The sequence below is a fragment of the Gracilibacillus boraciitolerans JCM 21714 genome, assembly GCF_000521485.1.
In the GTDB taxonomy this organism is placed as follows: domain Bacteria; phylum Bacillota; class Bacilli; order Bacillales; family Amphibacillaceae; genus Gracilibacillus; species Gracilibacillus boraciitolerans.
This window is the reverse complement of the sequence record NZ_BAVS01000040.1, coordinates 1-23,465: the sequence shown is the minus strand read 5'-3', so window position 1 is coordinate 23,465 and position 23,465 is coordinate 1. Positions and strand designations below refer to the sequence as shown.

25 protein-coding genes and 4 pseudogenes are annotated in these 23,465 nt (G+C 36.5%); 16 read left to right on the top strand and 13 right to left on the bottom strand.

The genetic code is table 11. The features are described 5' to 3' along the window. Positions 1–238 precede the first annotated feature (238 nt). On the bottom strand, positions 239–1,135 hold the full coding sequence (locus JCM21714_RS16120; protein ID WP_035725912.1) for a nucleotidyltransferase-like protein: 897 nt from the start codon (positions 1,133–1,135) through the stop codon (positions 239–241). Between the two features lie 213 nt (positions 1,136–1,348). Between JCM21714_RS16120 and JCM21714_RS16115 the strand changes: the two genes are divergently transcribed. Further along, entirely contained in the window at positions 1,349–1,708 is a 360-nt protein-coding gene (locus JCM21714_RS16115; protein WP_035725909.1) for a YgzB family protein, read from the top strand. A gap of 81 nt (positions 1,709–1,789) precedes the next feature. Here JCM21714_RS16115 and perR read toward each other — a convergent pair whose 3' ends face one another. The 4 genes and pseudogenes from perR to JCM21714_RS16095 form a co-directional block, all read right to left on the bottom strand. Then, a complete protein-coding gene (gene perR, locus JCM21714_RS16110) occupies positions 1,790–2,239 on the bottom strand; it encodes a peroxide-responsive transcriptional repressor PerR (protein WP_035725907.1) in 450 nt (149 codons plus the stop codon). A 177-nt stretch (positions 2,240–2,416) separates the two neighbouring features. Beyond that, on the bottom strand, positions 2,417–2,974 hold the full coding sequence (locus JCM21714_RS16105) for a cob(I)yrinic acid a,c-diamide adenosyltransferase (protein WP_035725904.1): 558 nt from the start codon (positions 2,972–2,974) through the stop codon (positions 2,417–2,419). 63 nt (positions 2,975–3,037) lie between these two features. Continuing rightward, positions 3,038–3,504 (bottom strand): annotated as a pseudogene (gene bcp, locus JCM21714_RS16100) (thioredoxin-dependent thiol peroxidase). Positions 3,505–3,638: 134 nt separating this feature from the next. After that, positions 3,639–3,983: a two pore domain potassium channel family protein gene (locus JCM21714_RS16095; protein ID WP_235182975.1), complete on the bottom strand. Its 345-nt coding sequence runs from the start codon at positions 3,981–3,983 to the stop codon at positions 3,639–3,641. A 175-nt stretch (positions 3,984–4,158) separates the two neighbouring features. Here JCM21714_RS16095 and JCM21714_RS16090 point away from each other — a divergent pair. Together JCM21714_RS16090 and JCM21714_RS16085 are read left to right on the top strand one after the other, a co-directional pair. After that, a pseudogene (locus tag JCM21714_RS16090) lies at positions 4,159–5,450 on the top strand (glutamate-1-semialdehyde 2,1-aminomutase). A 218-nt stretch (positions 5,451–5,668) separates the two neighbouring features. Continuing rightward, entirely contained in the window at positions 5,669–6,184 is a 516-nt protein-coding gene (locus tag JCM21714_RS16085; protein WP_084040902.1) for a DUF3231 family protein, read from the top strand. 183 nt (positions 6,185–6,367) lie between these two features. On the opposite strand, the gene bcbE is transcribed toward JCM21714_RS16085, so the two are convergent. Then, positions 6,368–7,570, bottom strand: a complete 1,203-nt coding sequence (bcbE, locus tag JCM21714_RS16080; protein WP_035725899.1) for a bacillibactin exporter BcbE — start codon at positions 7,568–7,570, stop codon at positions 6,368–6,370. A 154-nt stretch (positions 7,571–7,724) separates the two neighbouring features. On the opposite strand from bcbE, the gene JCM21714_RS16075 reads away from it, so the two are divergent. Next, on the top strand, positions 7,725–8,810 hold the full coding sequence (locus tag JCM21714_RS16075; RefSeq protein WP_035725897.1) for an FUSC family protein: 1,086 nt from the start codon (positions 7,725–7,727) through the stop codon (positions 8,808–8,810). A 55-nt stretch (positions 8,811–8,865) separates the two neighbouring features. On the opposite strand, the pseudogene JCM21714_RS16070 reads toward JCM21714_RS16075, so the two are convergent. The 4 genes and pseudogenes from JCM21714_RS16070 to mutY all read right to left on the bottom strand — a co-directional run bounded on the left by JCM21714_RS16070 (position 8,866) and on the right by mutY (position 12,774). Then, positions 8,866–10,616: pseudogene (locus JCM21714_RS16070) on the bottom strand (ABC transporter ATP-binding protein). Positions 10,617–10,648: 32 nt separating this feature from the next. Then, entirely contained in the window at positions 10,649–11,179 is a 531-nt protein-coding gene (ntdP, locus tag JCM21714_RS16065; protein ID WP_035725895.1) for a nucleoside tri-diphosphate phosphatase, read from the bottom strand. 197 nt (positions 11,180–11,376) lie between these two features. Continuing rightward, positions 11,377–11,562 (bottom strand): gamma-type small acid-soluble spore protein, encoded by a 186-nt coding sequence (locus JCM21714_RS16060; protein ID WP_035725893.1) that lies wholly within the window; start codon positions 11,560–11,562, stop codon positions 11,377–11,379. A gap of 150 nt (positions 11,563–11,712) precedes the next feature. Beyond that, positions 11,713–12,774 carry an A/G-specific adenine glycosylase gene (gene mutY, locus JCM21714_RS16055; protein WP_035725891.1) on the bottom strand — a complete coding sequence of 354 codons (1,062 nt, stop codon included), beginning with the start codon at positions 12,772–12,774 and terminating at the stop codon, positions 11,713–11,715. A 50-nt stretch (positions 12,775–12,824) separates the two neighbouring features. On the opposite strand from mutY, the gene JCM21714_RS16050 reads away from it, so the two are divergent. Further along, complete coding sequence (locus tag JCM21714_RS16050) at positions 12,825–13,817, top strand: metal-dependent hydrolase (protein ID WP_035725887.1); 993 nt, start codon at positions 12,825–12,827, stop codon at positions 13,815–13,817. Between the two features lie 36 nt (positions 13,818–13,853). Here JCM21714_RS16050 and JCM21714_RS16045 read toward each other — a convergent pair whose 3' ends face one another. From JCM21714_RS16045 to recX, 3 genes are all read right to left on the bottom strand, one after another. Beyond that, the gene (locus tag JCM21714_RS16045; protein WP_035725885.1) at positions 13,854–14,123 is read right to left on the bottom strand and encodes a YfhJ family protein; all 270 of its coding nucleotides are present in this window, start codon (positions 14,121–14,123) and stop codon (positions 13,854–13,856) included. 106 nt (positions 14,124–14,229) lie between these two features. Then, on the bottom strand, positions 14,230–14,568 hold the full coding sequence (locus JCM21714_RS16040; protein ID WP_035725881.1) for a YfhH family protein: 339 nt from the start codon (positions 14,566–14,568) through the stop codon (positions 14,230–14,232). A gap of 89 nt (positions 14,569–14,657) precedes the next feature. Further along, positions 14,658–15,476 (bottom strand): recombination regulator RecX, encoded by an 819-nt coding sequence (gene recX / locus JCM21714_RS16035; protein WP_035725879.1) that lies wholly within the window; start codon positions 15,474–15,476, stop codon positions 14,658–14,660. A gap of 70 nt (positions 15,477–15,546) precedes the next feature. On the opposite strand from recX, the gene JCM21714_RS16030 reads away from it, so the two are divergent. The 11 genes and pseudogenes from JCM21714_RS16030 to JCM21714_RS15990 all read left to right on the top strand — a co-directional run bounded on the left by JCM21714_RS16030 (position 15,547) and on the right by JCM21714_RS15990 (position 23,379). After that, complete coding sequence (locus JCM21714_RS16030) at positions 15,547–16,446, top strand: TIGR01777 family oxidoreductase (protein WP_035725877.1); 900 nt, start codon at positions 15,547–15,549, stop codon at positions 16,444–16,446. Between the two features lie 371 nt (positions 16,447–16,817). Next, positions 16,818–17,366 (top strand): GNAT family N-acetyltransferase, encoded by a 549-nt coding sequence (locus JCM21714_RS16025; RefSeq protein WP_035725875.1) that lies wholly within the window; start codon positions 16,818–16,820, stop codon positions 17,364–17,366. Positions 17,367–17,602: 236 nt separating this feature from the next. Beyond that, complete coding sequence (locus JCM21714_RS22365; protein WP_235182974.1) at positions 17,603–17,740, top strand: hypothetical protein; 138 nt, start codon at positions 17,603–17,605, stop codon at positions 17,738–17,740. Beyond that, on the top strand, positions 17,737–17,973 hold the full coding sequence (locus JCM21714_RS22360; protein ID WP_052000818.1) for a CidA/LrgA family protein: 237 nt from the start codon (positions 17,737–17,739) through the stop codon (positions 17,971–17,973). Before JCM21714_RS22365 ends, JCM21714_RS22360 begins: the two co-directional genes overlap by 4 nt. Beyond that, on the top strand, positions 17,966–18,322 hold the full coding sequence (locus JCM21714_RS22355; protein WP_235182973.1) for an LrgB family protein: 357 nt from the start codon (positions 17,966–17,968) through the stop codon (positions 18,320–18,322). Before JCM21714_RS22360 ends, JCM21714_RS22355 begins: the two co-directional genes overlap by 8 nt. Beyond that, on the top strand, positions 18,258–18,659 hold the full coding sequence (locus JCM21714_RS22350; protein WP_235182972.1) for an LrgB family protein: 402 nt from the start codon (positions 18,258–18,260) through the stop codon (positions 18,657–18,659). The genes JCM21714_RS22355 and JCM21714_RS22350 overlap by 65 nt, the downstream gene beginning before the upstream one ends. Before the next feature lie 103 nt (positions 18,660–18,762). Continuing rightward, positions 18,763–19,008 (top strand): YuzB family protein, encoded by a 246-nt coding sequence (locus tag JCM21714_RS16010; protein WP_035725872.1) that lies wholly within the window; start codon positions 18,763–18,765, stop codon positions 19,006–19,008. 394 nt (positions 19,009–19,402) lie between these two features. Beyond that, the gene (locus tag JCM21714_RS16005; RefSeq protein ID WP_035725870.1) at positions 19,403–20,491 is read left to right on the top strand and encodes an iron-siderophore ABC transporter substrate-binding protein; all 1,089 of its coding nucleotides are present in this window, start codon (positions 19,403–19,405) and stop codon (positions 20,489–20,491) included. After that, on the top strand, positions 20,484–21,524 hold the full coding sequence (locus JCM21714_RS16000) for a FecCD family ABC transporter permease (RefSeq protein ID WP_052000815.1): 1,041 nt from the start codon (positions 20,484–20,486) through the stop codon (positions 21,522–21,524). Before JCM21714_RS16005 ends, JCM21714_RS16000 begins: the two co-directional genes overlap by 8 nt. Next, positions 21,521–22,564: pseudogene (locus JCM21714_RS15995) on the top strand (FecCD family ABC transporter permease). Before JCM21714_RS16000 ends, JCM21714_RS15995 begins: the two are co-directional and overlap by 4 nt. Beyond that, complete coding sequence (locus tag JCM21714_RS15990) at positions 22,564–23,379, top strand: ABC transporter ATP-binding protein (protein ID WP_035725868.1); 816 nt, start codon at positions 22,564–22,566, stop codon at positions 23,377–23,379. Before JCM21714_RS15995 ends, JCM21714_RS15990 begins: the two are co-directional and overlap by 1 nt. The last annotated feature ends 86 nt before the right edge of the window (positions 23,380–23,465 follow it).

The following is a 23,465-nucleotide window of genomic DNA, read 5'->3' as shown; positions in this document are numbered from 1 at the left end:
TCATATCATCCTCAGCAGTTAATGTCAATAACTTTTTAAAAGTTATTTTAATTCCTGTTGTTCTTTCGAAGATAATAATTTTGTTTTGTCGTTTTCAGCGACGTTTAATAATATACCATGCTTTTAAATGAAATGTCAACAACAATTTAAATGTTTATGAAAATCCACTAACAAAAGCAGTATATGCCTATTCGTAACAATACGTGCTATTCTTTTCGAATAATTTAAAAAGTAGGAGCTATTCGAGCTCCTGCTTCATGACTTCTTTATTCACTTGGTATTTACGGTGAAGAATTGTTTTGCTTTTGGTTTCTTCTAAAGTAACCTGAATAATATCTTTAGACACAAGGTACTCAATAGTACTTACCAAATCATATTTATAAGGTGTTATAGATGGATGTGTCTTCAATTCACCAAATCCCCCCCATGGTTGCTCTTGCTCCTGCATCACCTCAATTAGATGTGATGCACATTTGTTTACGCGCTTATTTAAAGCCACATCAATAGCAAGAAACATCAGCTCGACTCTTTTCTTTGTTTCTTCTATACTTCGAACAAGCTCTTCATATAACTTATATACCTCTGGATCTATTCGCTTCACCTGAGCCCAAACCATTACTTCTGGATGGTAGCCTTTTTCTATAATTGCGATCCTACCTAAATAATGCAACGTACGTAATAATTTGCTGTAGGCATCTAAATAATCACCCGACGCATAAAGATTGCGTGATTCACTATAGCTTCTTGTTAATTTGGAAAACTCGATTGCTAATCGTAATTGACGTTTACTCTGTGGAAAAACTCGGAGCGTTTCCTTTAATTGAGCAATATACTCATTACGATCATATATAATACGGCCGTTGATTATCCATTCAACAGCTCTTCGATAAGAACTTGTCTCAATCCACTCATTTAATAAATCGCGATCAATCACATGAAGTGCTGCTGATTGCTCTCCGAATTGATAATGCTTCACATACCACTTTTCTTCTGATGATTGAACAATTACTAATAAAATAGAATCAAAATTATCTGTCTCAGGACTAATCATTTTCTTTTTTTCCATGATTAATATACCTAGCGTATTGCGATTACTAGCTCTTTCCTGGTAAATAGGACGCAGTATATCCTCCAATAGATTCTCCCCCCCCTAAATATACGTACCATGTATTATTTCGATAAAAATATCTTAATCCCTTTAATATAAACAAAAAATATTATTAATTTTTACGTGGAATAATTCTGCAGAAATACATATTATCTAGCAGTTGTTTCTTCTGCGCATGCAATTTTAGAACAATTATGCTATACTACATTCATTATAGATTTCGTTTGTGAGGGATTAAGTATGGCCGATATAACCTATAAAAATAAAATAAATAGAATTAGAACCTTTGCTTTGTCATTAGTATTTATTGGATTCATTATCATGTATGTAGGCTTACTGTTTAGAGATATAGAATGGTTAATGCTAGTATTTATGATCTTAGGTACTCTTTCCATTGTTTTTAGTACAGTAGTTTACTTTTGGATTGGTTTATTATCGACGAGAGCTGTTCAAATTATCTGTCCTAATTGTGAGAAACCGACAAAAATGCTTGGACGTGTTGATGCCTGTATGCATTGCAGAGAGCCTTTAACCCTTGATAAAGATTTAGAAGGTAAAGAATTTGATGAGAGTTACAATTCTAAAAAGAAACGTCACTGATTTGTTGGTGGTGTTTTTTCTAACATTTATCCATCTAAAAACATAAAAACACACGTGCAAATATGCAACGTGTGTCTATCATTAAACTATTTGTTTTTTCTCTTTTTTACATTCCTGACAAACTCCGTATACTTCCATTCGATGATGACTCACATCAAATCCCGTAATTTGCTCTGCCAATGATTCGACTTCATCCAGGCTTGGATAATGAAAGTCAACGATTTTTCCGCAACTTTCACATATAATATGATAATGCTTTGATGTATTACAATCAAAACGACTAGAAGCATCTCCATACGTTAATTCACGAACTAAGCCAATTTCGCGGAAAACACGCAAATTATTATATACGGTTGCCACACTCATATTAGGGAATTTACCTTCTAACGCCTTATAAATATCATCAGCAGTAGGATGAATTTCAGCATTCAATAAAAATTCCAACACCGCATGACGTTGTGGTGTAATTCGAACGCCTGAAGATTTTAATTTATCTACCGCTTCTTGCAGCATATGTTCAGACACCGCCATGCACCTCACTTTCTCTCACAAAATTGTAATTTACAACAATTGTATGAGTACTAATTAACAATAGTATCAGTAGTTAACACAATTATTACTTTATAATTCTTATAAATAGTGTACTACCTCCAAGCTATTTCTGTCAATATAAGTATACGGGTTAAGGATGTTTTTATGCTTGGTCTACTAAATATCTGCTTTCAACTTCTTTTCTTCCACTTTTAATTGATGATTAACCGTTCGTGCCACAACAAAAAGATAATCAGATAGACGATTTAAATATTTCACTGCTAATGTTGCACCCAATTGTTCTTGTATGCTAACAGCAATTCGCTCTGCTCTTCTCGCTACGGTTCGCGCATGATGAAGCGTACTTGCTGCCACGTGACCAGATGGGAGAATAAATTGACGTAATTCAGGAAGTATTTCCTGCCATTTATCTATTTGTTTTTCAAGCTGATCAATATGTCGCTGCTCTAATTTCCACATCACCTCTTTGTCATTTGGTGTAGCGAATTCTGAACCAACATGAAATAGGATCGTTTGGATATGATGTAATTCTTCTATTAAAATTGCTTTGACTTGAAAATCTTCTTTCTCGATATAACTGATAGCTTGACCTATCACTGCATTTACTTCATCACACGTGCCATATGCCTCCACCCGAGCATGATTCTTTGGTACTCGTTCTCCGTAAATTAGTGACGTCTCTCCACTATCACCAGACCTTGTATAAATACGCATGCGATTCCTACCTTTCCCAAAAAAAGTGCAAGCACTATTGATGCTTACACCTTTCAAAAACTTTTACAATTCTTCCCGAATGTAATTTAATGCATTTTCCACATGTCCTTTTACTTGGATGTTACGGAATTCTTTTCGTAAGACACCTTCTTTATCAATGATAAATGTCGAACGTACTATTCCCATATACTCTTTCCCGAATTTCTTCTTTAATTGCCATACACCGAATTGTTCCGCTACTTCTTTTTGCTCATCCACTAACAGTTCAAAAGGCAATTCATGCTTGTCGATGAATTTCTTATGACTTTCCTCTGTGTCAGGGCTTATACCGAGAATTACTGCATTAAGATCTTGGAAGTTTTCATAATTATCGCGGAAATCACAAGCTTCTGTTGTACATCCTGGCGTGTCATCTTTCGGATAAAAATAAAGTACCACATTTTTGCCTTTATAATCAGAGAGTTTTACTGGTTCGCTTGATTGTTTGTTAATTGAAAGTCATTTACTGCTTGTCCTACTTCAACTGCCATTTAAAAATCCCTCCATTAATCATTTGATATCTTCAGCGTATATGATATTGGCATAACTCTCAACTAATATACACCTTTCCCTCCTTTTTCCTGCCAAATCTTCAAGAAAAATGCTGGTGGTAAAATATAGCCTATCAATGATTCAACCAATGCCAGCAGTCTCCCCCCACCCTACAGGTGTAATATCCCCCATAGCCAACGGTCATTAAGGTGACTCCACTAAAATAAAAAGAATGTGCCAATGTTTCGAATAGCGGGAGTTCTTTCAGCTTGCCATCATCTAATAGTAATACACCTTGAAAAGACAATACAAAGTACAGACAGGCAAAAGAAGTTAACACCATAAAGTAGACAGCAAGTAATGTATAAAAAATTTCATACGAAAAATAGCTTCGTTCATGGGCTTTTCCAAAAATAAAGGCATAGAGACTACCACATAAGAGAATCGCAATCAGTAGAATCGAGATAACAGCAATCATGGGTTTCCTCCGCTTTTCCTTATTTATTTTCCCTATATTTAGTATACGATGGACTAGTAGGAGTGATGACAAATGATACAAGCTATTTTTCCCTCTTTGGTGGAAAATGCTATAATTAATACGGTTCTTATTATCAGGATCGTACCGTAGTATTTTTAATCATGGAGGGTTTTTTATGGAATTTACTCAATCAGAAGCATTACATAAAGAAGCACAAGAGCATATCGTTGGTGGAGTTAACTCACCATCACGCGCCTATAAAGGTGTTGGCGGAGGTTCGCCTGTTTATATGGAACGAGCAAAAGGCGCCTATTTTTGGGATGTAGACGGGAATAAATATATAGATTTCCTTGGTGCTTATGGTCCAATTATTACCGGACATGCCCACCCACATATTACTGAGCAATTCAAAAGGCCGCAGAAAGTGGTGTATTATATGGCACCCCAACAAAACTGGAAAACATTTTTGCTCAAAAACTAAAAGACGCGATTCCTTCGATGGACAAGGTACGCTTTGTTAATTCTGGAACAGAGGCAGTAATGACAACCGTACGCGTAGCTCGAGCTTATACAGGGCGCGAAAAAATAATCAAATTCGCTGGCTGTTATCACGGCCATTTTGATGCTGTTTTAGTTCAGGCTGGTTCAGGTCCGGCTACCTTAGGCAACCCTAATTCAGCCGGAGTAACAAAAGCCACAGCCAAAGAGGTGATCACGGTTCCTTTTAATGATATTAAAGCATTCCTAGAAGCTTTAAATCAGTGGGGGGGAGACCAAATAGCAGCTGTGTTAGTAGAACCGATCGTTGGAAACTTTGGTATTGTCGAACCGAAGGAAGGTTTTTTACAGGTAATCAATGATTTAACTCATAAAGCAGGTGCACTGGTTATTTATGATGAAGTTATTACCGCATTCCGTTTTACCTATGGCTCCGCTCAACAATTAGTTGGTGTTGAACCAGATATGACCGCACTTGGTAAAATTATCGGCGGTGGTCTGCCAATCGGAGCATATGGCGGTAAAAGAGAAATTATGGAACAGGTTGCACCACTTGGTCCGGCATATCAGGCTGGAACCATGGCTGGAAACCCTGCATCGATGTCAGCAGGAATTGCCTGTTTAGAAGTATTGGCAGCAGAGGGAGTCTATGAAAAGTTAGATCGGTTAGGCGCTATCCTTGAAAAAGGCATGTTGGAAGCTGCTGAAAAGCACGGAATCGAAATAACAGTTAATCGGCTAAAAGGTGCTCTTACTTTATATTTTGGTTCTGATAAAATCACCAATTATGCACAAGCGGAGGCATCTGACGGTGAAAAGTTCGGTCAATTCTTCAAACTGATGCTAAAGCAAGGCATTAATTTGGCTCCATCGAAATATGAAGCATGGTTTTTAACAATCGCGCATACAGAAGAAGATATTAAAGAAACAGTAACATGTATCAATCGTGCCTTTGCAGAATTAAAATAAAACGGAACTTCAAGCAGTGAAGGTTTATTAGTGAGAGAGGACAAAGGGTGATGACCATTACCCTTTGTCCTCTTTGCTATTATACATCTGACTTTTTAGGAATACTTTCCTCATCACGAAAAAGCAGGATTTAACCCATGAATTATTTCTACACTTTCAATGAATACATACTTAAATACTACAAACACTAGAGAAGAATGAAAGGAGGAGAATATAACATGGGTATTTTATCAGGAGATCCTAAGAAACAGCCGTTACATTATGGTGAAGTATTTAGCATCTGGTCTTATTTATTAGCAGCAAAAGGAAATTACGCTGCATATCAGACGTTTTTAAATCATTGTGGTGATGATGATTTGAAGAAACAATTAGAGGATGGAATTTCTCAAATAAAACAGGAAAGTGAAAAAGTTGAAGAAATACTGAAAGTAAACGGTATAGCTTTACCACCCGCTCCACCTGAGCGTTCATATGCTACTTTAGAAGATATTCCAGTGGGAGCCAGGTTTAATGATCCTGAAATCAGCGCTGCTTTATCTGGAAACATCGCTAAAAGTTTAGTGGCATGCAGTACGATTATTGGACAAAGTCAGCGTGAAGATATCGCGATGCTTTTTGGTCAATTCCATATGAATCAAGCTCAGGCTGGTGCAAAAATGCTACGACTAAATAAAGAAAAAGGGTGGCTTCTACCCCCCCCACCGATGCATACCAACATACCTACAAAGCAGTAAAATAAGAGTTCTACATTATTAGAAGCCAGATAGCGCAAGAGTTCAGGATTTTACCGGACTCTTGCTTTTTTATGTGGGTCACCTTACCATGCAGAACTATGACGGGAATCTTAGATTGGTGAAATAAAAAGACTAAATCATATGAGATTTAGTCATCTTTTTTCTTCTAAAATATGGCCTTATTCAACTAGCTTCATTTGCCTTAGGCTTAATTGCAAATAGTGTGATTAGAACGGCCACTCCACCCATTCCTGCTAAAATATAATACATCCATTCCTCATTATTTTTCATTAAAATTGCAATCACTGGCGGTCCAGCAGCAACACCTAAGAATCGCATACTGCTATATAAGGATGTAACTGTTCCACGCACATCTTTTTTAATTCCTTCAGTAATCAACGCATCTAAAGCAGGTAAAGAAATGCCAATACCAACTCCTGCAATAGATAACATCACAACTAAATAAGTTAACGATACATCCGGCTTCACAAAGAGCAGTGGCACAGATGCAATCACGTTTCCAGCAAGAATGACCCATTTCATGATTACTTTATTTTCACCAATTTTCTTTCCCGCTGCATAAGAAGCGATACATAAGAATAGTAATGGTATCGCAAGGATTAATCCCTTGATGATTCCTTCTTTATCGTATTGTTTTTCAAGCAGTGTCGAAAAGTGAAATAAAAATCCAAATAGGACAAACATATTAATACAACCAATAACAAAGGTAGTGATCAGCCATCTACCATTATCATGAAATACTTTTTTGATAAATTGCAAAAATTCTTTAAATGTTTGTTGCTTCTTTTCCTGATCTTTAGGACTCTTCACCATGAATAACACCAAAACAACTGCGATCGCGGAAAAAATCGGAATAAAAACAAAAGGGAGAAACCACAAAAAAATGGCGAGCCATGCACCAATAACCGGACTAAGCACTTTGCCAAATGTATTCGATGTTTCAATTAATCCCAAGCCTGCACTTACAACTTTCTCATCCTTAAACATATCACCAACAGTTGGTAATACGACTGGGAATGCACCCGAAGCACCAATTCCCTGTAGAAAACGTCCAACTAAAATGAGCATAAAAGGGTTTTCTAGCTTCCAGGCTGCAAAAGCGGAAATAAGACCCCCAATACCCGTAATAATAAGGCTAGGTATGATAACCTTTTTACGGCCAATCTTATCTGATAAATAGCCTGCAAAAGGTATTAATAGAATGGCTACAATCGAATAGACCGTAATGATTAAGCTGGATTGAAAAGGAGTGATATCAATTTTCTTTTCAATAATTGGTAAAATTGGTATTAACATTGAATTTCCCAATGTCATAACTAACGGAATAGATGCTAATGCAATTAAATCTAACTTTTTTTCTTTCACGTTATTCCCATCCTATCAATGATTATATATTAATATATCTATTTTTCACTTACTTGGCTTTTTCATACTGAACTTTTCACAACTTTGTTTCACGATGAATTTGGAAACTGGTATACTTATGCTAAATAACAAATATTAGAAGGATGATTTATATATGAGGCTAGGTGCACGAATGTTAAAGACTGGTGTCGCGATTACGGTAGCCCTTTATGTTTCACACCTGATCGGACTTAATTCTGCTACATATGCGGGTATAGCTGCCGCCTTCGCAATCCAGCCTAATATTTATCGGTCATTTCAAACAATGCTCGAACAAATTTATGCTAATCTTTTTGGAGTTGGCATTGCAGCAATGATCGTTTTTTCTTTAGGAAATGATCCGATTGTAATTGGTTTTACGACTGTGATTGTTATTGGTATTTGCATGAAGATGAGAATGAATGAAAACACGATTGCTCTTGCTATCATAGCAGTTCTAGCCGTAATGGAAACAACAGAAATGATGTTATTTAATTTTGCTGGTCTTCGTTTTGCTGCATTAACTCTTGGCATTTTAGCTGCATTCATTGTCAACATGTTATTTTTACCGCCAAAATATGAATTGCGTTTATTCAAATCAATCGATCAGCTTACATCAGATATTTTGCAGTGGTTAAGAATTTCTACTCGTCATTTATCTGATGATCCAGCATTAAGAACAGAGATAGATCGAATTCAGACGGAACTAAGACATATTGATAATACCTACCTATTATTTAAAGAAGAGCGAATTTACAGAAGGAAAATTAGAATGCCTAGGTTGCGTAAATTGATCATTTTTAGACAAATGATCCAGACTTCAAGGAAATCATTAGAAACGCTGGAGGCATTTCATCAATATGATGATAAAGTGGAACATATTCCGAAAGAATTTCAGGATGTATTAGTTGATGAATTGGATAAAATCATTTACTCCCATGAACGCTTACTCTTAAGTGCTATGGGTAAGATCAAAAAAAACACAACAAGATCGATTGAAGATATTACAGATCCAGATCTTCCACACCTAGTGGAAACACTGATACATGTATATGAAAAGGACGAAAAAGACCGATTAGCATTATTACCCTTAGCCTCCCGTTTAATGGAATATCATAAAGAAATCTTACATCTCCAAAAAATATTGACAAGCTATCAAAGATTTCACGAGCATCTCGATTTTAACTTTAAGAAGAAAAGAAGGAAATTTGCACTTTTGTAAACAAATTTTACACATAAAAACAAGGGATTCAGCAATTAGCTGAGTCCCTTGTTTATTAATCGTCTAAATCTTGTACCTGATAAAGGTTATAATAATTTCCTCGTTTTTCCATCAATTCATGATGAGTGCCTTCTTCAATAATTGCTCCACCTTCAATCAATACAATTCGATTTGCATGGGTTATGGTAGATAATCGGTGTGCCACAATAAAAGTAGTTCGATCAGAAGCCAGTTTTTCTAATGTGTCCTGAATTAAGCTTTCACTTTCCAAGTCTAATGCAGAAGTTGCTTCATCTAAAATAAGCAATGGCGGATTTTTCAAGAAAACACGAGCAATCGCGATCCGTTGTTTTTGTCCACCGGAAAGTTTTACCCCCTCTTTCGCCGACAAGCGTGTCATAGCCTTTCGACAGCTCTGAAATAAATTGATGCGCATTTGCAGCCTTTGCAGCTTCGATAACTTCCTCATCAGTTGCATCAGGTTTCCCCATCCGAATATTCATTGCAATTGATTCACTAAATAAGATATTATCCTGTAACACCATTCCAATTTTATCTCTTAGAGTCCGAACCTGAAGTTCACGAATGTCCACTCCGTCCACGAGAATTCGACCATCTGTCACATCATAAAAACGTGGGATTAAACTAATGATGGTAGACTTACCACCACCACTCATACCGACTAATGCTACTGTTTCCCCCTTGCTTCACATCCAAGCATATATCATTTAGTACTACTTCTTCCTCTTCTTCATAGCGAAATGAGACATGATCAAACTCAACTTTCCCCTCTATTTGCTTTAAAGGTTTTGCATTTGGCTTATCTTTAATATCATAGTCTTCATCCATAAATTCAAAAACGCGATCCATTGATGCAATCGATTGAACTAATACCGTTGAGGAGCTAATTAATCTGCGTAATGGACCATAGACGCGTTCCATGTAACCAAAAAACGCTGCGATTGTCCCAGTTGTTAAATCTGACGTTATCGCAAAATAACCAGCAAATCCAATAACTAACAATGGAGCAACATCGGTAATGGTATTCATTACTGCAAAGGTTTTAGCATTCCATGAGGTATGATCAATCGCTTTGTCTAAAAAATGTTGATTATGTTTATCAAATTCTTTTTCTTCATAATCTTCAAGGGCAAAACTTCTTGTTACCGGTATACCTTGTACCCGTTCATGAAGATGCCCTTGGACTTGAGCCAATGCTTGTGACCTATTCCTCGTTAAATCTCTTAACCTTCCATAAAAAATTTTTACTGAAATAGCATATAAAGGAAATAATGCAATCGATACAATTGTTAACCATACATCCATAAACAACATAATTACGATAGCGATTAATATGGTGATCATATCCAGCCAAATATTCATAAGTCCTGTCATAACAAAATTTTTCGTTTGCTCAACATCGTTAATAACTCTTGAAATAATCTCTCCTGTTTTTGTTCTGGAATAAAATTTTAGGCTAAGGCGTTGAATATGATCAAACAATTTTTCGCGTATATCATATAGAATTTTGTTACCTGTCCACTGTGCCAGGTATTGTCGATAATATTCAATCGGCGGCCTTAAAACTAGAAATAATCCAGCAGCAATACCCATTAACCAAAATAATTCTGTCAGCTTTTCACTTGTACTTAATGCTTCTGCTCCAATAATATCATCTATGACGTATTTTAAGATTAATGGCATTAAGAGAGGAATACCAAATTTGACAATCCCAATTAATACCGTTAATAAAATCTTCCATTTATACGGGAAGACGAATTTCATATAACGCTTGATACTATCCAATTATCTTCCACCTCTTTTCCTGTTGCCTTCTTTTAAGATCGATAGGTCAAGTATAACTCGTACCATTGATCAACAAACTCAGGTGAAAATGGTCCTTTCCGTTGGTGAACCCAATGTAGTAAATATTCTACATTATTCCATAATATCTTATCTAACACCTTAGGATAAGTCATTATTTTCTTGTGTAAATCGTATTCATCTTCATCTAACAGGGTATATGTCATATCTGGAAATACCTTCACGTCTAAATCATAATCAATATATTTAACGGCTCCATCTTCAAAAACAAACGGCGAACTGATATTACAATAATAATAAATACCATCATCACGTAACATGCCGATTACATTGAACCAATATTTCGCATGAAAAAAGCAAATAGCTGGCTCTCTTGTCAACCATGTACGTCCGTCGCTTTCCGTAACAAGTGTCTTATCATTTGCTCCAATGACACGATGACTACTTCCCTTTAATACCGTTGTTGTATCCCAGACACGATGGAGCCGGCCATTATGTTTATAGCTTTGTATTTGAATATTTTTCCCTGGTTGGAGGCCATCCATTCGTATCTTCCTTTCTTGAATATCATAGTAGTAATCATTATAACGATAAATATTTACAATTGAAAATAATACAATTTAAGATGAATGGATAAATTTTAAAAAGGATGTAACTAGTCCGATCCTTTTGACAGGGGGGGTTTTTACACTAAAAAACTTGGCTCCTCCTATATGGAAGAACCAAGCTTTCATGTGTTTTGTTATTTTTTTTGATTTTGGGACTTTTGGTTTTGCTGACGTACTTCTTGCGCATTAGTTTCACTTGCAAACTCAGTACCATACTTTCCTTGTCCTTGAGCAGCTTGTTGGTTTTGACGCTTTACTTCAGCAGCATTTGTTTTACTCGGATTGTTTGCTTGATTTGCTTGATTATTACGATTAGCCATCAATATCACCTCCACGACATTTAATTTGCCCAGCATTATTTTTTTATCCAAAAAATAATTTACTTTTTAAATAAAAAAGATATAACGGGAAGTCCATGGATAGTTGGTTGAAAAAATTTATAAACTTTGTTTAACAAATGGAATAATTATTTATAATTGCTTATAAATATTTTGATGAGAGACTGGTAAAGGAAATTTGCTGATCTCTACTTTAGACAGTTGTCGTATTCGCTCCGTTAAGTTAATTTTACCTTCTATATGAATATGCTTTACATCTAAAAACCAAGTCAAATGAGAGAAAATATGTTTGACCGGATTCAAATTTTCAATACTTTTGATCTGTACCTGATATTTCTCTTCCACAAATAACGAAAGGTGAGAGGGATCAACTTGTTTAGTATCTACCATTGGGAATTGCCATAATTGAGCAAGTAATCCCTGTTCTGGTCTTTGTTCCAAAATAAAATTGCCAGCATCATCTTCCATTACAAGCGCAAAATAAGTATGAGAAGATTTTTTTGTTTTTTTCGTTTTTATTGGTAAGGTCTGTTCAACTCCATCATGATACGCCCTGCAATGTCCCTGGATAGGACACAATAAGCAGCTTGGACTTTTCGGTGTGCAGATTAACGCTCCCAGCTCCATCATACCTTGATTAAATGCAGAAGGATTTTCATGTGATATTAACTCTCGAACCACAGTTTCAAACGTTTTCCGTGTTTTAGCTTTTGCAATATCTTCTTCGATTCGCAGGATTCTGGATAAAACACGCATCACGTTACCATCTATTGCTGGTTCTGGTTGATCAAATGCGATACTTAATATTGCTCCTTTGGTATAAGGTCCTACACCTTTTAAGCGATCTAATTCTTTAGGAACATCTGGCACATTGGCGTCATAGTGGGCCACTACTTCTTTTACTGCTGATTGTAAATTACGGGCTCGGGAATAGTATCCAAGTCCTTCCCATGCCTTTAAAACTTCCTGTTCATCTGCGTTCGCCAGAGCCTCTAAAGTGGGAAAGTGCTTCATGAAATTTTGAAAGTATGGAATAACGGTATCGACTTTTGTTTGCTGTAACATGATCTCTGAAACCCATACTCGATATGGATCTTGATTCTCTCGCCATGGTAATGTTCGTTGCTCGCGTTCAAACCATGTGATTAGATCCTCCTGAAATTTGGGTATATTGATAGTAGCAATATAATTCAAAATGATTCATCCTTTGTGATACAATATTAATTAAGAAAGGGGCAGTTATGATGGATACTGGTACTCATATAACAATGGGAGTTGCCTTAAGTGGGATTGCGACATTAGATCCAGTTGTACAACAAGATCCAGCCTTATTTACTGCTGTCATGGCAGGTGCTATTATCGGCTCCCACGCACCTGATTTCGATACGATTTTAAAATTAAGAAATAACGCCGTCTATATAAGACATCATCGTGGAATCACTCATTCTCTTCCAGCTTTAATTTGCTGGGGGGGTATAGCAATTTCATCGATCATTTATTTATTTACACCTGAGGTTAACTTTTTACACCTATGGTTATGGACCTTTTTAGCTGTAATATTACACGTATTCGTTGATATATTTAATGCCTATGGTACACAGGCTTATCGTCCTTTTACGAGAAGGTGGGTTGCATACGGCTTTATCAGCACTTTTGATCCATATATTTTCAGTTTGCATATTATTGGGATCATTGCGTGGATATTAGGTGCTACCCCCCCTGGTTATACGTGGCTGATGATTTATTTTATTATTGTATTGTATTACATTAAACGTTATATCGACAAGCGTGAAATTGTCAAAATCTTAGACCAGCATTTTGATAATATTAAAAAAGTCGCTACCTCACCTACGATTAAACAAAATGTTTGGCGTGTTGCTTTTGCAACAGAACAACATTATTACGTTGGAAGAGTAGAAGATGGGCATGTGGAAATAGATGATAAATTTTATAATATTCAGATTCCAAATAATCCTTTAATGGATATAGCAATGAAGGATAAAAATATTTCTGCTTTTCTATCGTTTTCATCGATTTACCGGTGGGAAATAAATATGTATGATGATTTTACAGAAGTACGTTTTATTGATTTGCGCTATCGCACCGAAGGACATTATCCATTCGTAGCAGTTGTGCAGATAGATGATAATATGAGGATTATGAATTCTTATACAGGCTGGATTTTTTCTGAGGAAAAATTACAAACCAAATTAAATATTGATGGTACCTTTATATAATAGGCAAGGTCGAGCTTTCAATTGGCTCGACCTTTTCTAATGTACCGTACGGTTATTTCCGTTTAGCAGCTTTTTATATTTTGGATACCTTTCAGAAAAATCATCTAAACTATCGCCATACTGCTGAATCCAATGCCTCACAATTTTCTGGGTGACTTCTGTACCCTCATACTTTCTACCGGCCTTTGCCCGAGTTGATTCAAAATCTTCCCACAATAATTCTACCCGACTGATTGCTTCAAGTATGGTTAAGGATGAATTCTTTTGGTGAAGTTCTTTTGCTAATCGTTGTACAACATCATGCATCTTTTGTCCCCCCCCATCCATTAGTAATTTTTTCTTATTATGGTGCTAAACGTCTGTAAAGCCATGATAAGTTTCGTTAATGGTCAGTGTGGTAACCTTTTAATGATCATCGTCTCACTTTATCACCTAAAATCGACAATGGCACTGCCTCTCTCGTTTCGTATTTTTGACCAAGTAAATTAATACGATGTCCCCCCCACGCAAACACACCATTAATATAAGTTATTTCAAATATTTGACCAGGGTCCCCTGCCAATTCATAACGCTGGCCTTTCTCAAAATCTGCTGGATTGACCAAATATGCCGCAGCCATTTGCATTTTTCTTTGTAAAATCTCATATTCACTTACATTTCCCCACTGTTCTGCTTTTTGCAGTTGTTCTTTCAAATGAGCAACTTCTGCTCTTAACTCTTCCACTGTATATGAACTATATCGTCTTTCCATCTTTACACCGCCAATTCGTTCTCGTTTAGTACTATAATTGTATCATGAGTTTTATTATCTATAAATATTTCTATGGTCTGTTTGTTTACTTAATATGCTTGGTTGAGATATTCGTCGATAAATCTGTTTATCAGATCTGCTGGAAAGCCTTTTTGATACAAGCCAGCTTTTACTTTTTGTTTGAGCGCAAATTCGCTTTCTTTTTTCTGATATTTTGACACCAATTTTTCACCTTGAAATACAATAGCATTGTATTCATCATTTTCATCACGATCTATTTCTATATTGTTGACAACTTCTGAAATAACATCAAAGGTAAATCCCTTCTGCAATAAGGTTTGTTTTAAAGCATCAACCTGTTGCCTATAGGACTTTTTGGTAGAACTATTTAATTTTTTTCTTGCCAGTTTCTCAACTTTTTCATATTGAATTTCAAAGGTAAACTGCTTTAAAGTTTCTTCTATAAGGGAATTCTTAATCCCTTTTTCCACTAACTCTTTTTTAATTAACTGTGAACCTTTAGCAGAAGTTTGAATTCGTGTACGGACCAATGCTTCACTAAAGGCAGCATCATCAAGCAATCCTTCCAATTTGAGCCGGTGAATTACCTCATCAATATAAGTATCTTCCACTTCTTTCTTTTGTAAATATTCGATTAATTCTAATTCAGAACGCATTCTGTAACTTAAATATCGTATAGATAGGGTATATACTTTATAGGAGGCGTCCAGTTCTTGAATTTTTTTGATTAATTCAGGTGTTAGCGACAACCCCTTATGTAAATGATAGGTAATAAGAACATCTTCATCTACACTAAAGCCATAGTACTCTTTATCATTTTCAGTTAAAAAAATATTAAAGCGATGATTCGATTTCTTTTGAGTTGTTATCTTTGATATTTTGGGCATGCTTATCACCTCAGAATTATTTTATCACACAAACATTTGTTCTACAATTATTAATTGGAGGGAATTTATCATGAAAATCGCAATAGCTGGTGGAACGGGATTTGTAGGAGAACATCTGACAAAGGCCTTGATTGATCGAGGCGATATGGTATATATATTAACAAGATCTCCAGATAAACATACAGATACAGCTAATATTAAATATGTTGGCTGGTTATCAAATCAATTTCAACCAGAAAAAGAGTTATCATCGATTGATGGAATTATTAACTTAGCTGGTGATTCCCTTTTTGGCTATTGGACGAAAGCAAAAAAGGATAAAATTTATCAAAGTCGTGTTAATTCCACCTATGCCATCGGAAAATTAATCGAAAAATTAGAAAAGAAACCAGCAGTATTAATCAATGCATCTGCTGTCGGTTATTTCGGCACATCCGAGACTGAAACATTTACAGAACACTCAGAAGCACAAGGTAAAGACTTCCTTGCTGAGGTTACGGAAGCATGGGAAAAAACAGTTCTTGAAAATAGCTCACCAGAAATCAGAACGGTAATAGCCAGATTTGGCGTTATTTTAGGAGAAGAAGGTGCCCTACCGTTAATGGCAATGCCTTTTAAATTTTTTGTCGGTGGAAAAATCGGATCAGGAAAGCAATGGATATCATGGGTGCACATAGATGATGTCGTTGGATTATTGCTATTTGCACTTGATCGTTCTGATGTCGATAAAGTTTTACATGTAACCGCACCAGAACCAGTCCAAAATAAAGAACTATCTGCTTCTCTTGCAAACGTGTTAGGTCGCCCTAATTGGTTCCCGACTCCTAGTTTTTTATTAAAAACAATTCTAGGAGAAATGAGTACATTAATCGTGGAAGGTCAAAAAGTACTGCCAGAAAAAGCGTTAAATTTAGGGTATCAATTTCATTATGTAACTATTGATAAGGCACTTAATGAAATTTACGATTAATCGTTATAATAGCTTATATATGCTTGTTTTTACGCTTTTTAATGAAAATAAAGTTACTAATATTAAATTTTCTTAATATTCCTTCATTTTACTCAAAATTTTTTATATTTTTTTTTCATATTTTCTATTTACACACACCTATTGATTGTGTATGATATGGATATGATTTTGATCTGAAATTAACTGTAGATTATGCAGTTCATATAAGGGAAGGCAAATGGTGCGCCACCAGTCGTATAAACTGGTTCTAGTGGGTTCGATTCCCACCCCGAATTTTTGTTAAATTTGATAAAATTCGAGGGTGGCGAGGACACAGTTGCGCACTTTTTCTGTCTTCTTTTCACCCTCCCATTAACAAGGAGGGATTTTTTATGCTTAAGAGAAGAGACGTCCAGGATGCACCGGTATTATTTGATTTAATGTCTCACCCAGAAGTATTTCCATTTGTGAGACATAAAGCGTATTCGAGTGACGAATTCTATTTTTTAACAAAACAAACTATCGAGGCAGAAGATAATGGCGAGTTAATTTCTCGCACGATTGTCGATGAACAATATAATCCAATTGGAACGATCAATTTATTTGATATAGAAAACAATGCCGGCTTTCTTGCAACATGGATAGGCCAGCCGTATTTTGGTAAAGGTTATAATAAATTAGCAAAAGACGCATTTTTTGAAGAATTATTTTATGAACAGGATATTGATGCCGTATTTATTAAAATCAGACGGGCAAATGTACGCTCTTTAAAAGCTATTCTTAAAATCCCTTTCGTCATGTATGGTAACCAAAGCTATTCACAAGTTTTTGAAAAAATTAATGATTCTCATGAAGAAATTGTTTATGACTTATTTGTCATTACTAAGGAAAACTATTTCTCCCATGCGCAAACTGCAGTTGAAGAAGAAGAAGCGATTTAATATATCCACATCGATTATCCACAACCATGTGCACATTGTGCATAAGTGTTGTGGATATTGTTTTGTAAAGACGACTTATTCATTGCACAAAATCCATCTCTGCTGTGAATTATGTGGATAAACTGTGGATCCCTTTATTGATAGGAAAGTCATTGTTGATAATTATGTGAATATGTTAATATAATTGGAGTGTAGTATTTACGCTTAGCTTTAGAAGATTTGAGGAGTGAAATAGGATGGGAATCACATTAAAAATTCTTTTGCAAATTAGCATATTATTTATGTTTTTCTATATTGGTGAAACCATTCAGGAAATATTCTCCTTATTTATTCCAGGCAGTATTATTGGTATGCTACTTTTTTTGCACTATTGACTGCAAGACTAGTTCGAATCGAATGGGTTGCCGATGGAATCGATTTATTAATAAAGGATATGCCTATTTTTTTTATACCTGTGACAGTAGGTGTTGTTCAGTATTTAGACTTTTTTGTTGGTAAGGGAAGCTTAATGATACCTCTGGTGATTATCAGTACTTTTCTTGTTATTGCTAGCAGTAGCTTGATTACGTCACTGCTAATGAAGAAAGAAGAGCATACATATGAATGATTTTATTCTAGGATTAGTTTTTCTTATAGTAACCATCTTTATCTTTTATCTAAGCAAACAATTGTATCGACTATTTCCCAATCCTTTTACGCTTCCTATTTTTATCACTTCAAGCTTCTTAATAGTATTATTAATTATAATTGATGTCCCCCCCTATTCTACTTATATGCTTGGTGGACAGTGGATTGATCTATTTCTTGGTCCGATAGTCGTAGCATTAGCTTTGCCTCTTTACCGGCAATTAGAACTGATTAAAAAATATGCCCATACTATTTTTTGGGGGATTGTTTGCCGGATCGATTGTTGGGATAGTAACAGGTCTACTGGGAGCAAAGATGCTTGGATTTGATCAATGGCTTATTCATTCAGTTGCTGCAAAATCCGTAACAACTCCTGTTGCTCTTGGTATTACAGAATCAGCTGGTGGGAACTCATCGATTGCGGCGGTATTTGTAATGATTGCCGGTATAAGTGGAGCGATGTTTGGACCATTCATTCTTCAATTGTGTCGAATCAAACATCCAGTAGCTAGAGGACTTGGAATTGGCACGGCTTCCCATGCAATAGGTACAGCGAAGGCATTGGAATCAGGGCAATTAGAAGGGGGGGCTGTCAGTGCCTTAGCTATGACTATAAGTGCCGTGATTGTTTCCTTTTTAGTTCCGATATTTTTAGTATTATTTTAAAAACATATCTGTTGACAAAGTAGTATTATATCGTTATTTTAAAGAGTGATTCTCTATTTGTCTGTGATTTTCGTCATACAGACATGAATGGAAGGTGATTAATATGGGAATCGTGGTTGTAGAAATATGTGACAGTAATTTAATGAATACATTTGATATAGAAAATATTATTGAATCCGAATATCCGGAGGTAGCTGTTCTCATCAATGATTGCTTAAACTTTTGTGGATTGTGTAGTTTAAAGCCTTATGCGCTCGTTAATAATCAACGGATTCACGGAAAAACACCTGAGGAAACGTTAGAAAAAATTCGAAAAGCGATTGAAGAAGAATTGGCTTTCTTCGCTTAAGAGGATTTAATTTTTACAAGTTAATCATTTCTGGAAAATTGAAGTGAAATTTCATACAACCTAACAGACCAAATCATGTCAGATGATTTGGTCTTTTTTTTATTTCTTTTCTTCAACACTTCTCTACCAGCAATAGGTACTCTTATCAACTATTCAAAATGTGAATTTTCAAAAAAATCACCTTGACAACCGGTACATCAGCATATATTATTAATAATGATAATCATTATCAATATAGAAAGGAGCTCAAAATTAGGTTATTTATTGCATTTTTAATAGAAAGACGCAGCAGCTTTTTCATAAAAGTAATTCTACATATTAATCAATATCTATGAAATCTAATGAATAAATTCAACAATATTTTAAATAAAATCAGAAAAAGGAAGGGTTTAACATGTTTATTAAACGAAAAATTTCATTATTAATTATTATTTTAGCTATTACTACGATCTTTATCGCCGGTTGTTCTGGACAACAGACAAATGAAACAACTAAAGAGGCTGATGAATCGGCAAATGCTGAAACAACTGAAACGGAAACAACCGAATCAGAAGATGCAAACGCTGAATATCCAATCAAAATTGAGCACGCTTTTGGTAAAACGGTAATCGAAAGCAAACCTGAACGCGTAGCTACTATTCAATGGGCAAATCATGATGTGGCGCTTGCTCTTGGCATTGTGCCGGTTGGTTTCTCAGCTGCTAATTATGGTGTCCAGGATGAAAGCGGGCTTTTGCCATGGACAGCTGAAAAGCTTGACGAATTTGGCGTAGAAGATCCTAATGTTTTTCAGGATACAGATGGACTTGATTTTGAAGCTATTTCAGATTCCAACCCTGATGTGATACTTGCAGCATATTCTGGTATTACACAGGAAGATTATGATCTTCTTACCGAAATCGCTCCAGTTGTCGCCTATCAGGATGGGCCATGGTTAACGACATGGCGTGATCAAGTTATGTTAAATGCAACAGGTATGGGCATGAAAACGGAAGGCCAACAACTTATTGAAGATACAGAAAAATTAATTAAAGAAAAAGTAAGCGAATATCCAGAAATTCAAGGTAAGAAAGTAGCATGGGTTAATTTTTCAGCAAACGATCTATCTGAATTTCATATATACACACCTGGTGACCCTCGTGGATCATATTTAGAAGAAATGGGAATGGAATATCCGGAAAGTATAACGAATGAGATTACTGATCCAAATAACTTCGCTTTGCAATTAAGTGCTGAAAATGCGGATATTCTTAATGATGTGGATATCATCGTTGGATATGGTGATGAGAGCTTATATGAAGCCGTTAAAGCAGATCCCCCCCTGCTCGGAAAAATTTCAGCGATTGAAAGAGGTTCTGTTGCTTTTGTTGGTAACGCAACACCATTAGCAGCAGCTGTTAATCCAAACCCACTGGCAATTACCTATACCATTGATGAGTTTCTTAAACTAATCGGAGGAGCTGTCGAAAAGATAGATGAATAGTTTATCAGATTCCATTAGCTACCGATTAACCCCACACGTTCCAAAGAATTTCATAATGGTACTGCTTATATGTGGTATTTTACTCGGAATTTGTGTGTTCGCATCTTTGGCTTTTGGCTCTCGCTTAGTTAGTTGGAATGAACTGATAGACGGTTTATTTCATCCAAATGTTGATTCCTATGGAGCAAACGTAGTTCGTAAACGAATTTCCCGAACTGTTTTCAGTTTATTTTGTGGCGCAGCGCTTGGTGTTTCAGGAGCACTTATGCAAGCAGTAACCCGTAATCCAATAGCAGATCCAAGCATTTTGGGAGTGAACACAGGTGCAGCTCTGTTTGTAGTTTCCGGTATTGCGTTTTTCAACATTAGTACTGCCAGTCAATATATATGGTTGGCACTTGCTGGGGCTGCAATTACTGCTGTTTTTGTATTTGGCATCGGCTCTATGGGTCGAGGAGGAGCCACACCGCTTAAGCTTGTCTTGGCTGGAGCTGCCACAAGTGCTGCTCTTTCCTCCCTTGTGATCGCCATTATGATCCCGCGCTCGTACGTTATGGATCAATTTAGATTTTGGCAAGTTGGAAGTGTTGGCTCAGCAAGTTGGGATGCCATTACTACTTTTATTCCATTTTTGGTCATTGGGGTGCTGATAGGTGTTATTTCAGCGCCAGCACTTAATGGCTTGGCACTGGGAGATGAAATGGCGACGGTCTTAGGAATTAAGACAGGTATGTTAAGGTTGATTGCCGCAATTGCAGCTGTACTCCTCTGCGGTGCCACTACTGCACTTGCAGGACCAATTGGTTTTATTGGGTTGTTATCAGCACATGCGATTCGACTTATGCTTGGACCCGATCTCCGTTTTATCATCCCGTTGTCCGCTGTTTCAGGAGCGATTATTTTAACTATGTCAGATGTAATCGGCAGGGTGTTAGGTAGCCCTGGAGAGCTTGAAGTTGGTGTAGTTACAGCGTTTATCGGAGCTCCATTACTAATCATCTTAGCTATGAAATTGAAAGTGCGATCATTATGATAAATAATAATTCTGTTACATTTATAATGGCTGGCAGACGTCAAAGACGACGCCGCTGGCTGCTTGTTACCGGATTGCTTACAGCACTTGCATGCATTCTCTGTTGTTTCATGCTTTTATTAGGTAACACAATATATCCGGTTAATGAAGTGCTTCGAGCGTTGTCCGGAGAGCAAATCAACGGTGTATCGTTTGCAATCAATACCATACGTCTGCCGAGAATGCTAACAGGCCTAATTGCTGGATTTGCTTTTGGGATTGCCGGAAATACTTTTCAAACAATGTTGCGAAATCCCCTTGCCAGTCCGGATGTAATCGGCATTACTGCTGGATCGAGTGCGGCTGCTGTATTTTGCATTCTGATTCTTCATACTAGTGGAGCTATTGTTTCGATTGCTTCCGTTATTGCCGGACTTATAACCGTTCTACTTATTTATATATTTTCCAGGGGGCTGTACCTTTTCAATTGGACGTTTAATTCTAATTGGGATTGGTATCCAGGCTATGCTAAACGCCTTAATTTCCTATCTTCTACTTGTTGGCGCTCAGCAAGATATTCCCGCTGCACTTAGATGGCTTAGTGGCAGCCTAAACGGTTCACAAATGGATGAACTTCCCCCCCTCTTGCGATAACGGTATTACTTTTTGCTCCGATCGTTATTCTACTTGGGAAACATTTGAGTATGTTAGAACTTGGAGAACAATCGGCAATTTCTCTTGGAGTAAATACAGATATGACACGAATTACATTAATTGTAAGTGCTGTCTGTATGATTGCACTTGCTACAGCAACGACAGGTCCAATTGCATTTGTCGCCTTTTTATCAGGACCAATTGCAAAAAGATTGGTTGGAGCAGGCTTTTCAAACGCTCTTCCAGCTGGACTTGTAGGAATCAATTTGGTTTTAGGGGGGGCAGATTTAATCGGACAATTTGCTTTTGATGTCAGATACCCTGTAGGCATTATAACAGGCATACTTGGGGGGGCGCCATATTTGATTTTCCTGTTAATCCGAATGAATCGAAAGGGTGATTTATAATGAAACCGACACATGTTTTTCAGGCTGAACAAGCAGTAGCTGGTTATGATAACGAAATGATTATTCAAGGTGTCAGCCTGGTTATTCCCAGTAATCAAATAAGTGTTATCATTGGAGCAAATGCCTGTGGAAAGTCAACTCTCCTTAAATCAATGGCAAGGCTGATTAAGCCTTCATCTGGAGATATCACACTCGATGGGAAGTCCATTGGGAAAATTCCCTCAAAACAGTTGGCTCGTGTGCTAGGACTGCTCCCACAATCTCCCATTGTTCCAGAAGGGATTTCTGTTGCAGATTTGGTTGGACGAGGTAGATTTCCACACCAGTCCTTATTCCGCGGCTGGACAAAAAAAGATTATGAAGCCGTTGCTGATGCAATGGACATTATGAATATAACGGAGCTTGCAAATCAAAGTATTGATGAGCTTTCTGGTGGTCAAAGGCAGCGAGTTTGGATTGCAATGGCTTTAGCGCAACAAACCGATATTTTGTTTTTAGATGAACCGACTACTTTTTTAGATATCACCTATCAGATAGAAATTCTTGATCTGCTTACAGATCTTAATCGAAAGCATGGAACGACGATTGTAATGGTGCTTCATGATATTAATCTATCTGCTCGTTATGCAGATTATATTTTTGCGCTATCGAAAGGAAAGCTGATAGCAGAGGGCGCACCATCCAAAGTGATTACAGGGTCTTTAATTAAGGATATTTTTGGACTTGATTGCACGGTTATAAAAGATCCCGTTTCAGGCTCACCTTCTGTTGTCCCTATAGGACGATATCATGTGAAAAATCAATGGTGTTCTTAATTCTTGAGTAAAAACAATAATCAATAGCTTAAATTTTAACTTTGAGCACTTACAAAGGAAGCATAGATTCTTAGCTTACAGGAATC

Excerpts from the sequence above, each read along its gene's own strand:
- JCM21714_RS16045 (WP_035725885.1), bottom strand. The coding sequence starts at position 14,123 with ATGCATGATGTTGTACAACGATTAGCAAAAGAACTTCACCAAAAGAAT.
- JCM21714_RS16010 (WP_035725872.1), top strand. The coding sequence starts at position 18,763 with ATGGGAATCGTGGTTGTAGAAATATGTGACAGTAATTTAATGAATACA.
- JCM21714_RS16075 (WP_035725897.1), top strand. The coding sequence starts at position 7,725 with ATGAGGCTAGGTGCACGAATGTTAAAGACTGGTGTCGCGATTACGGTA.
- JCM21714_RS22365 (WP_235182974.1), top strand. The coding sequence starts at position 17,603 with ATGGGAATCACATTAAAAATTCTTTTGCAAATTAGCATATTATTTATG.
- JCM21714_RS15990 (WP_035725868.1), top strand. The coding sequence starts at position 22,564 with ATGAAACCGACACATGTTTTTCAGGCTGAACAAGCAGTAGCTGGTTAT.
- JCM21714_RS16005 (WP_035725870.1), top strand. The coding sequence starts at position 19,403 with ATGTTTATTAAACGAAAAATTTCATTATTAATTATTATTTTAGCTATT.
- JCM21714_RS22355 (WP_235182973.1), top strand. The coding sequence starts at position 17,966 with ATGAATGATTTTATTCTAGGATTAGTTTTTCTTATAGTAACCATCTTT.
- JCM21714_RS16115 (WP_035725909.1), top strand. The coding sequence starts at position 1,349 with ATGGCCGATATAACCTATAAAAATAAAATAAATAGAATTAGAACCTTT.
- JCM21714_RS16030 (WP_035725877.1), top strand. The coding sequence starts at position 15,547 with ATGAAAATCGCAATAGCTGGTGGAACGGGATTTGTAGGAGAACATCTG.
- JCM21714_RS16060 (WP_035725893.1), bottom strand. The coding sequence starts at position 11,562 with ATGGCTAATCGTAATAATCAAGCAAATCAAGCAAACAATCCGAGTAAA.
- JCM21714_RS16040 (WP_035725881.1), bottom strand. The coding sequence starts at position 14,568 with ATGGAAAGACGATATAGTTCATATACAGTGGAAGAGTTAAGAGCAGAA.
- recX (WP_035725879.1), bottom strand. The coding sequence starts at position 15,476 with ATGCCCAAAATATCAAAGATAACAACTCAAAAGAAATCGAATCATCGC.
- JCM21714_RS16025 (WP_035725875.1), top strand. The coding sequence starts at position 16,818 with ATGCTTAAGAGAAGAGACGTCCAGGATGCACCGGTATTATTTGATTTA.
- JCM21714_RS16085 (WP_084040902.1), top strand. The coding sequence starts at position 5,669 with ATGGGTATTTTATCAGGAGATCCTAAGAAACAGCCGTTACATTATGGT.
- ntdP (WP_035725895.1), bottom strand. The coding sequence starts at position 11,179 with ATGGATGGCCTCCAACCAGGGAAAAATATTCAAATACAAAGCTATAAA.
- JCM21714_RS16000 (WP_052000815.1), top strand. The coding sequence starts at position 20,484 with ATGAATAGTTTATCAGATTCCATTAGCTACCGATTAACCCCACACGTT.
- JCM21714_RS16050 (WP_035725887.1), top strand. The coding sequence starts at position 12,825 with ATGGATACTGGTACTCATATAACAATGGGAGTTGCCTTAAGTGGGATT.
- JCM21714_RS16105 (WP_035725904.1), bottom strand. The coding sequence starts at position 2,974 with ATGCGTATTTATACAAGGTCTGGTGATAGTGGAGAGACGTCACTAATT.
- JCM21714_RS16095 (WP_235182975.1), bottom strand. The coding sequence starts at position 3,983 with ATGATTGCTGTTATCTCGATTCTACTGATTGCGATTCTCTTATGTGGT.
- perR (WP_035725907.1), bottom strand. The coding sequence starts at position 2,239 with ATGGCGGTGTCTGAACATATGCTGCAAGAAGCGGTAGATAAATTAAAA.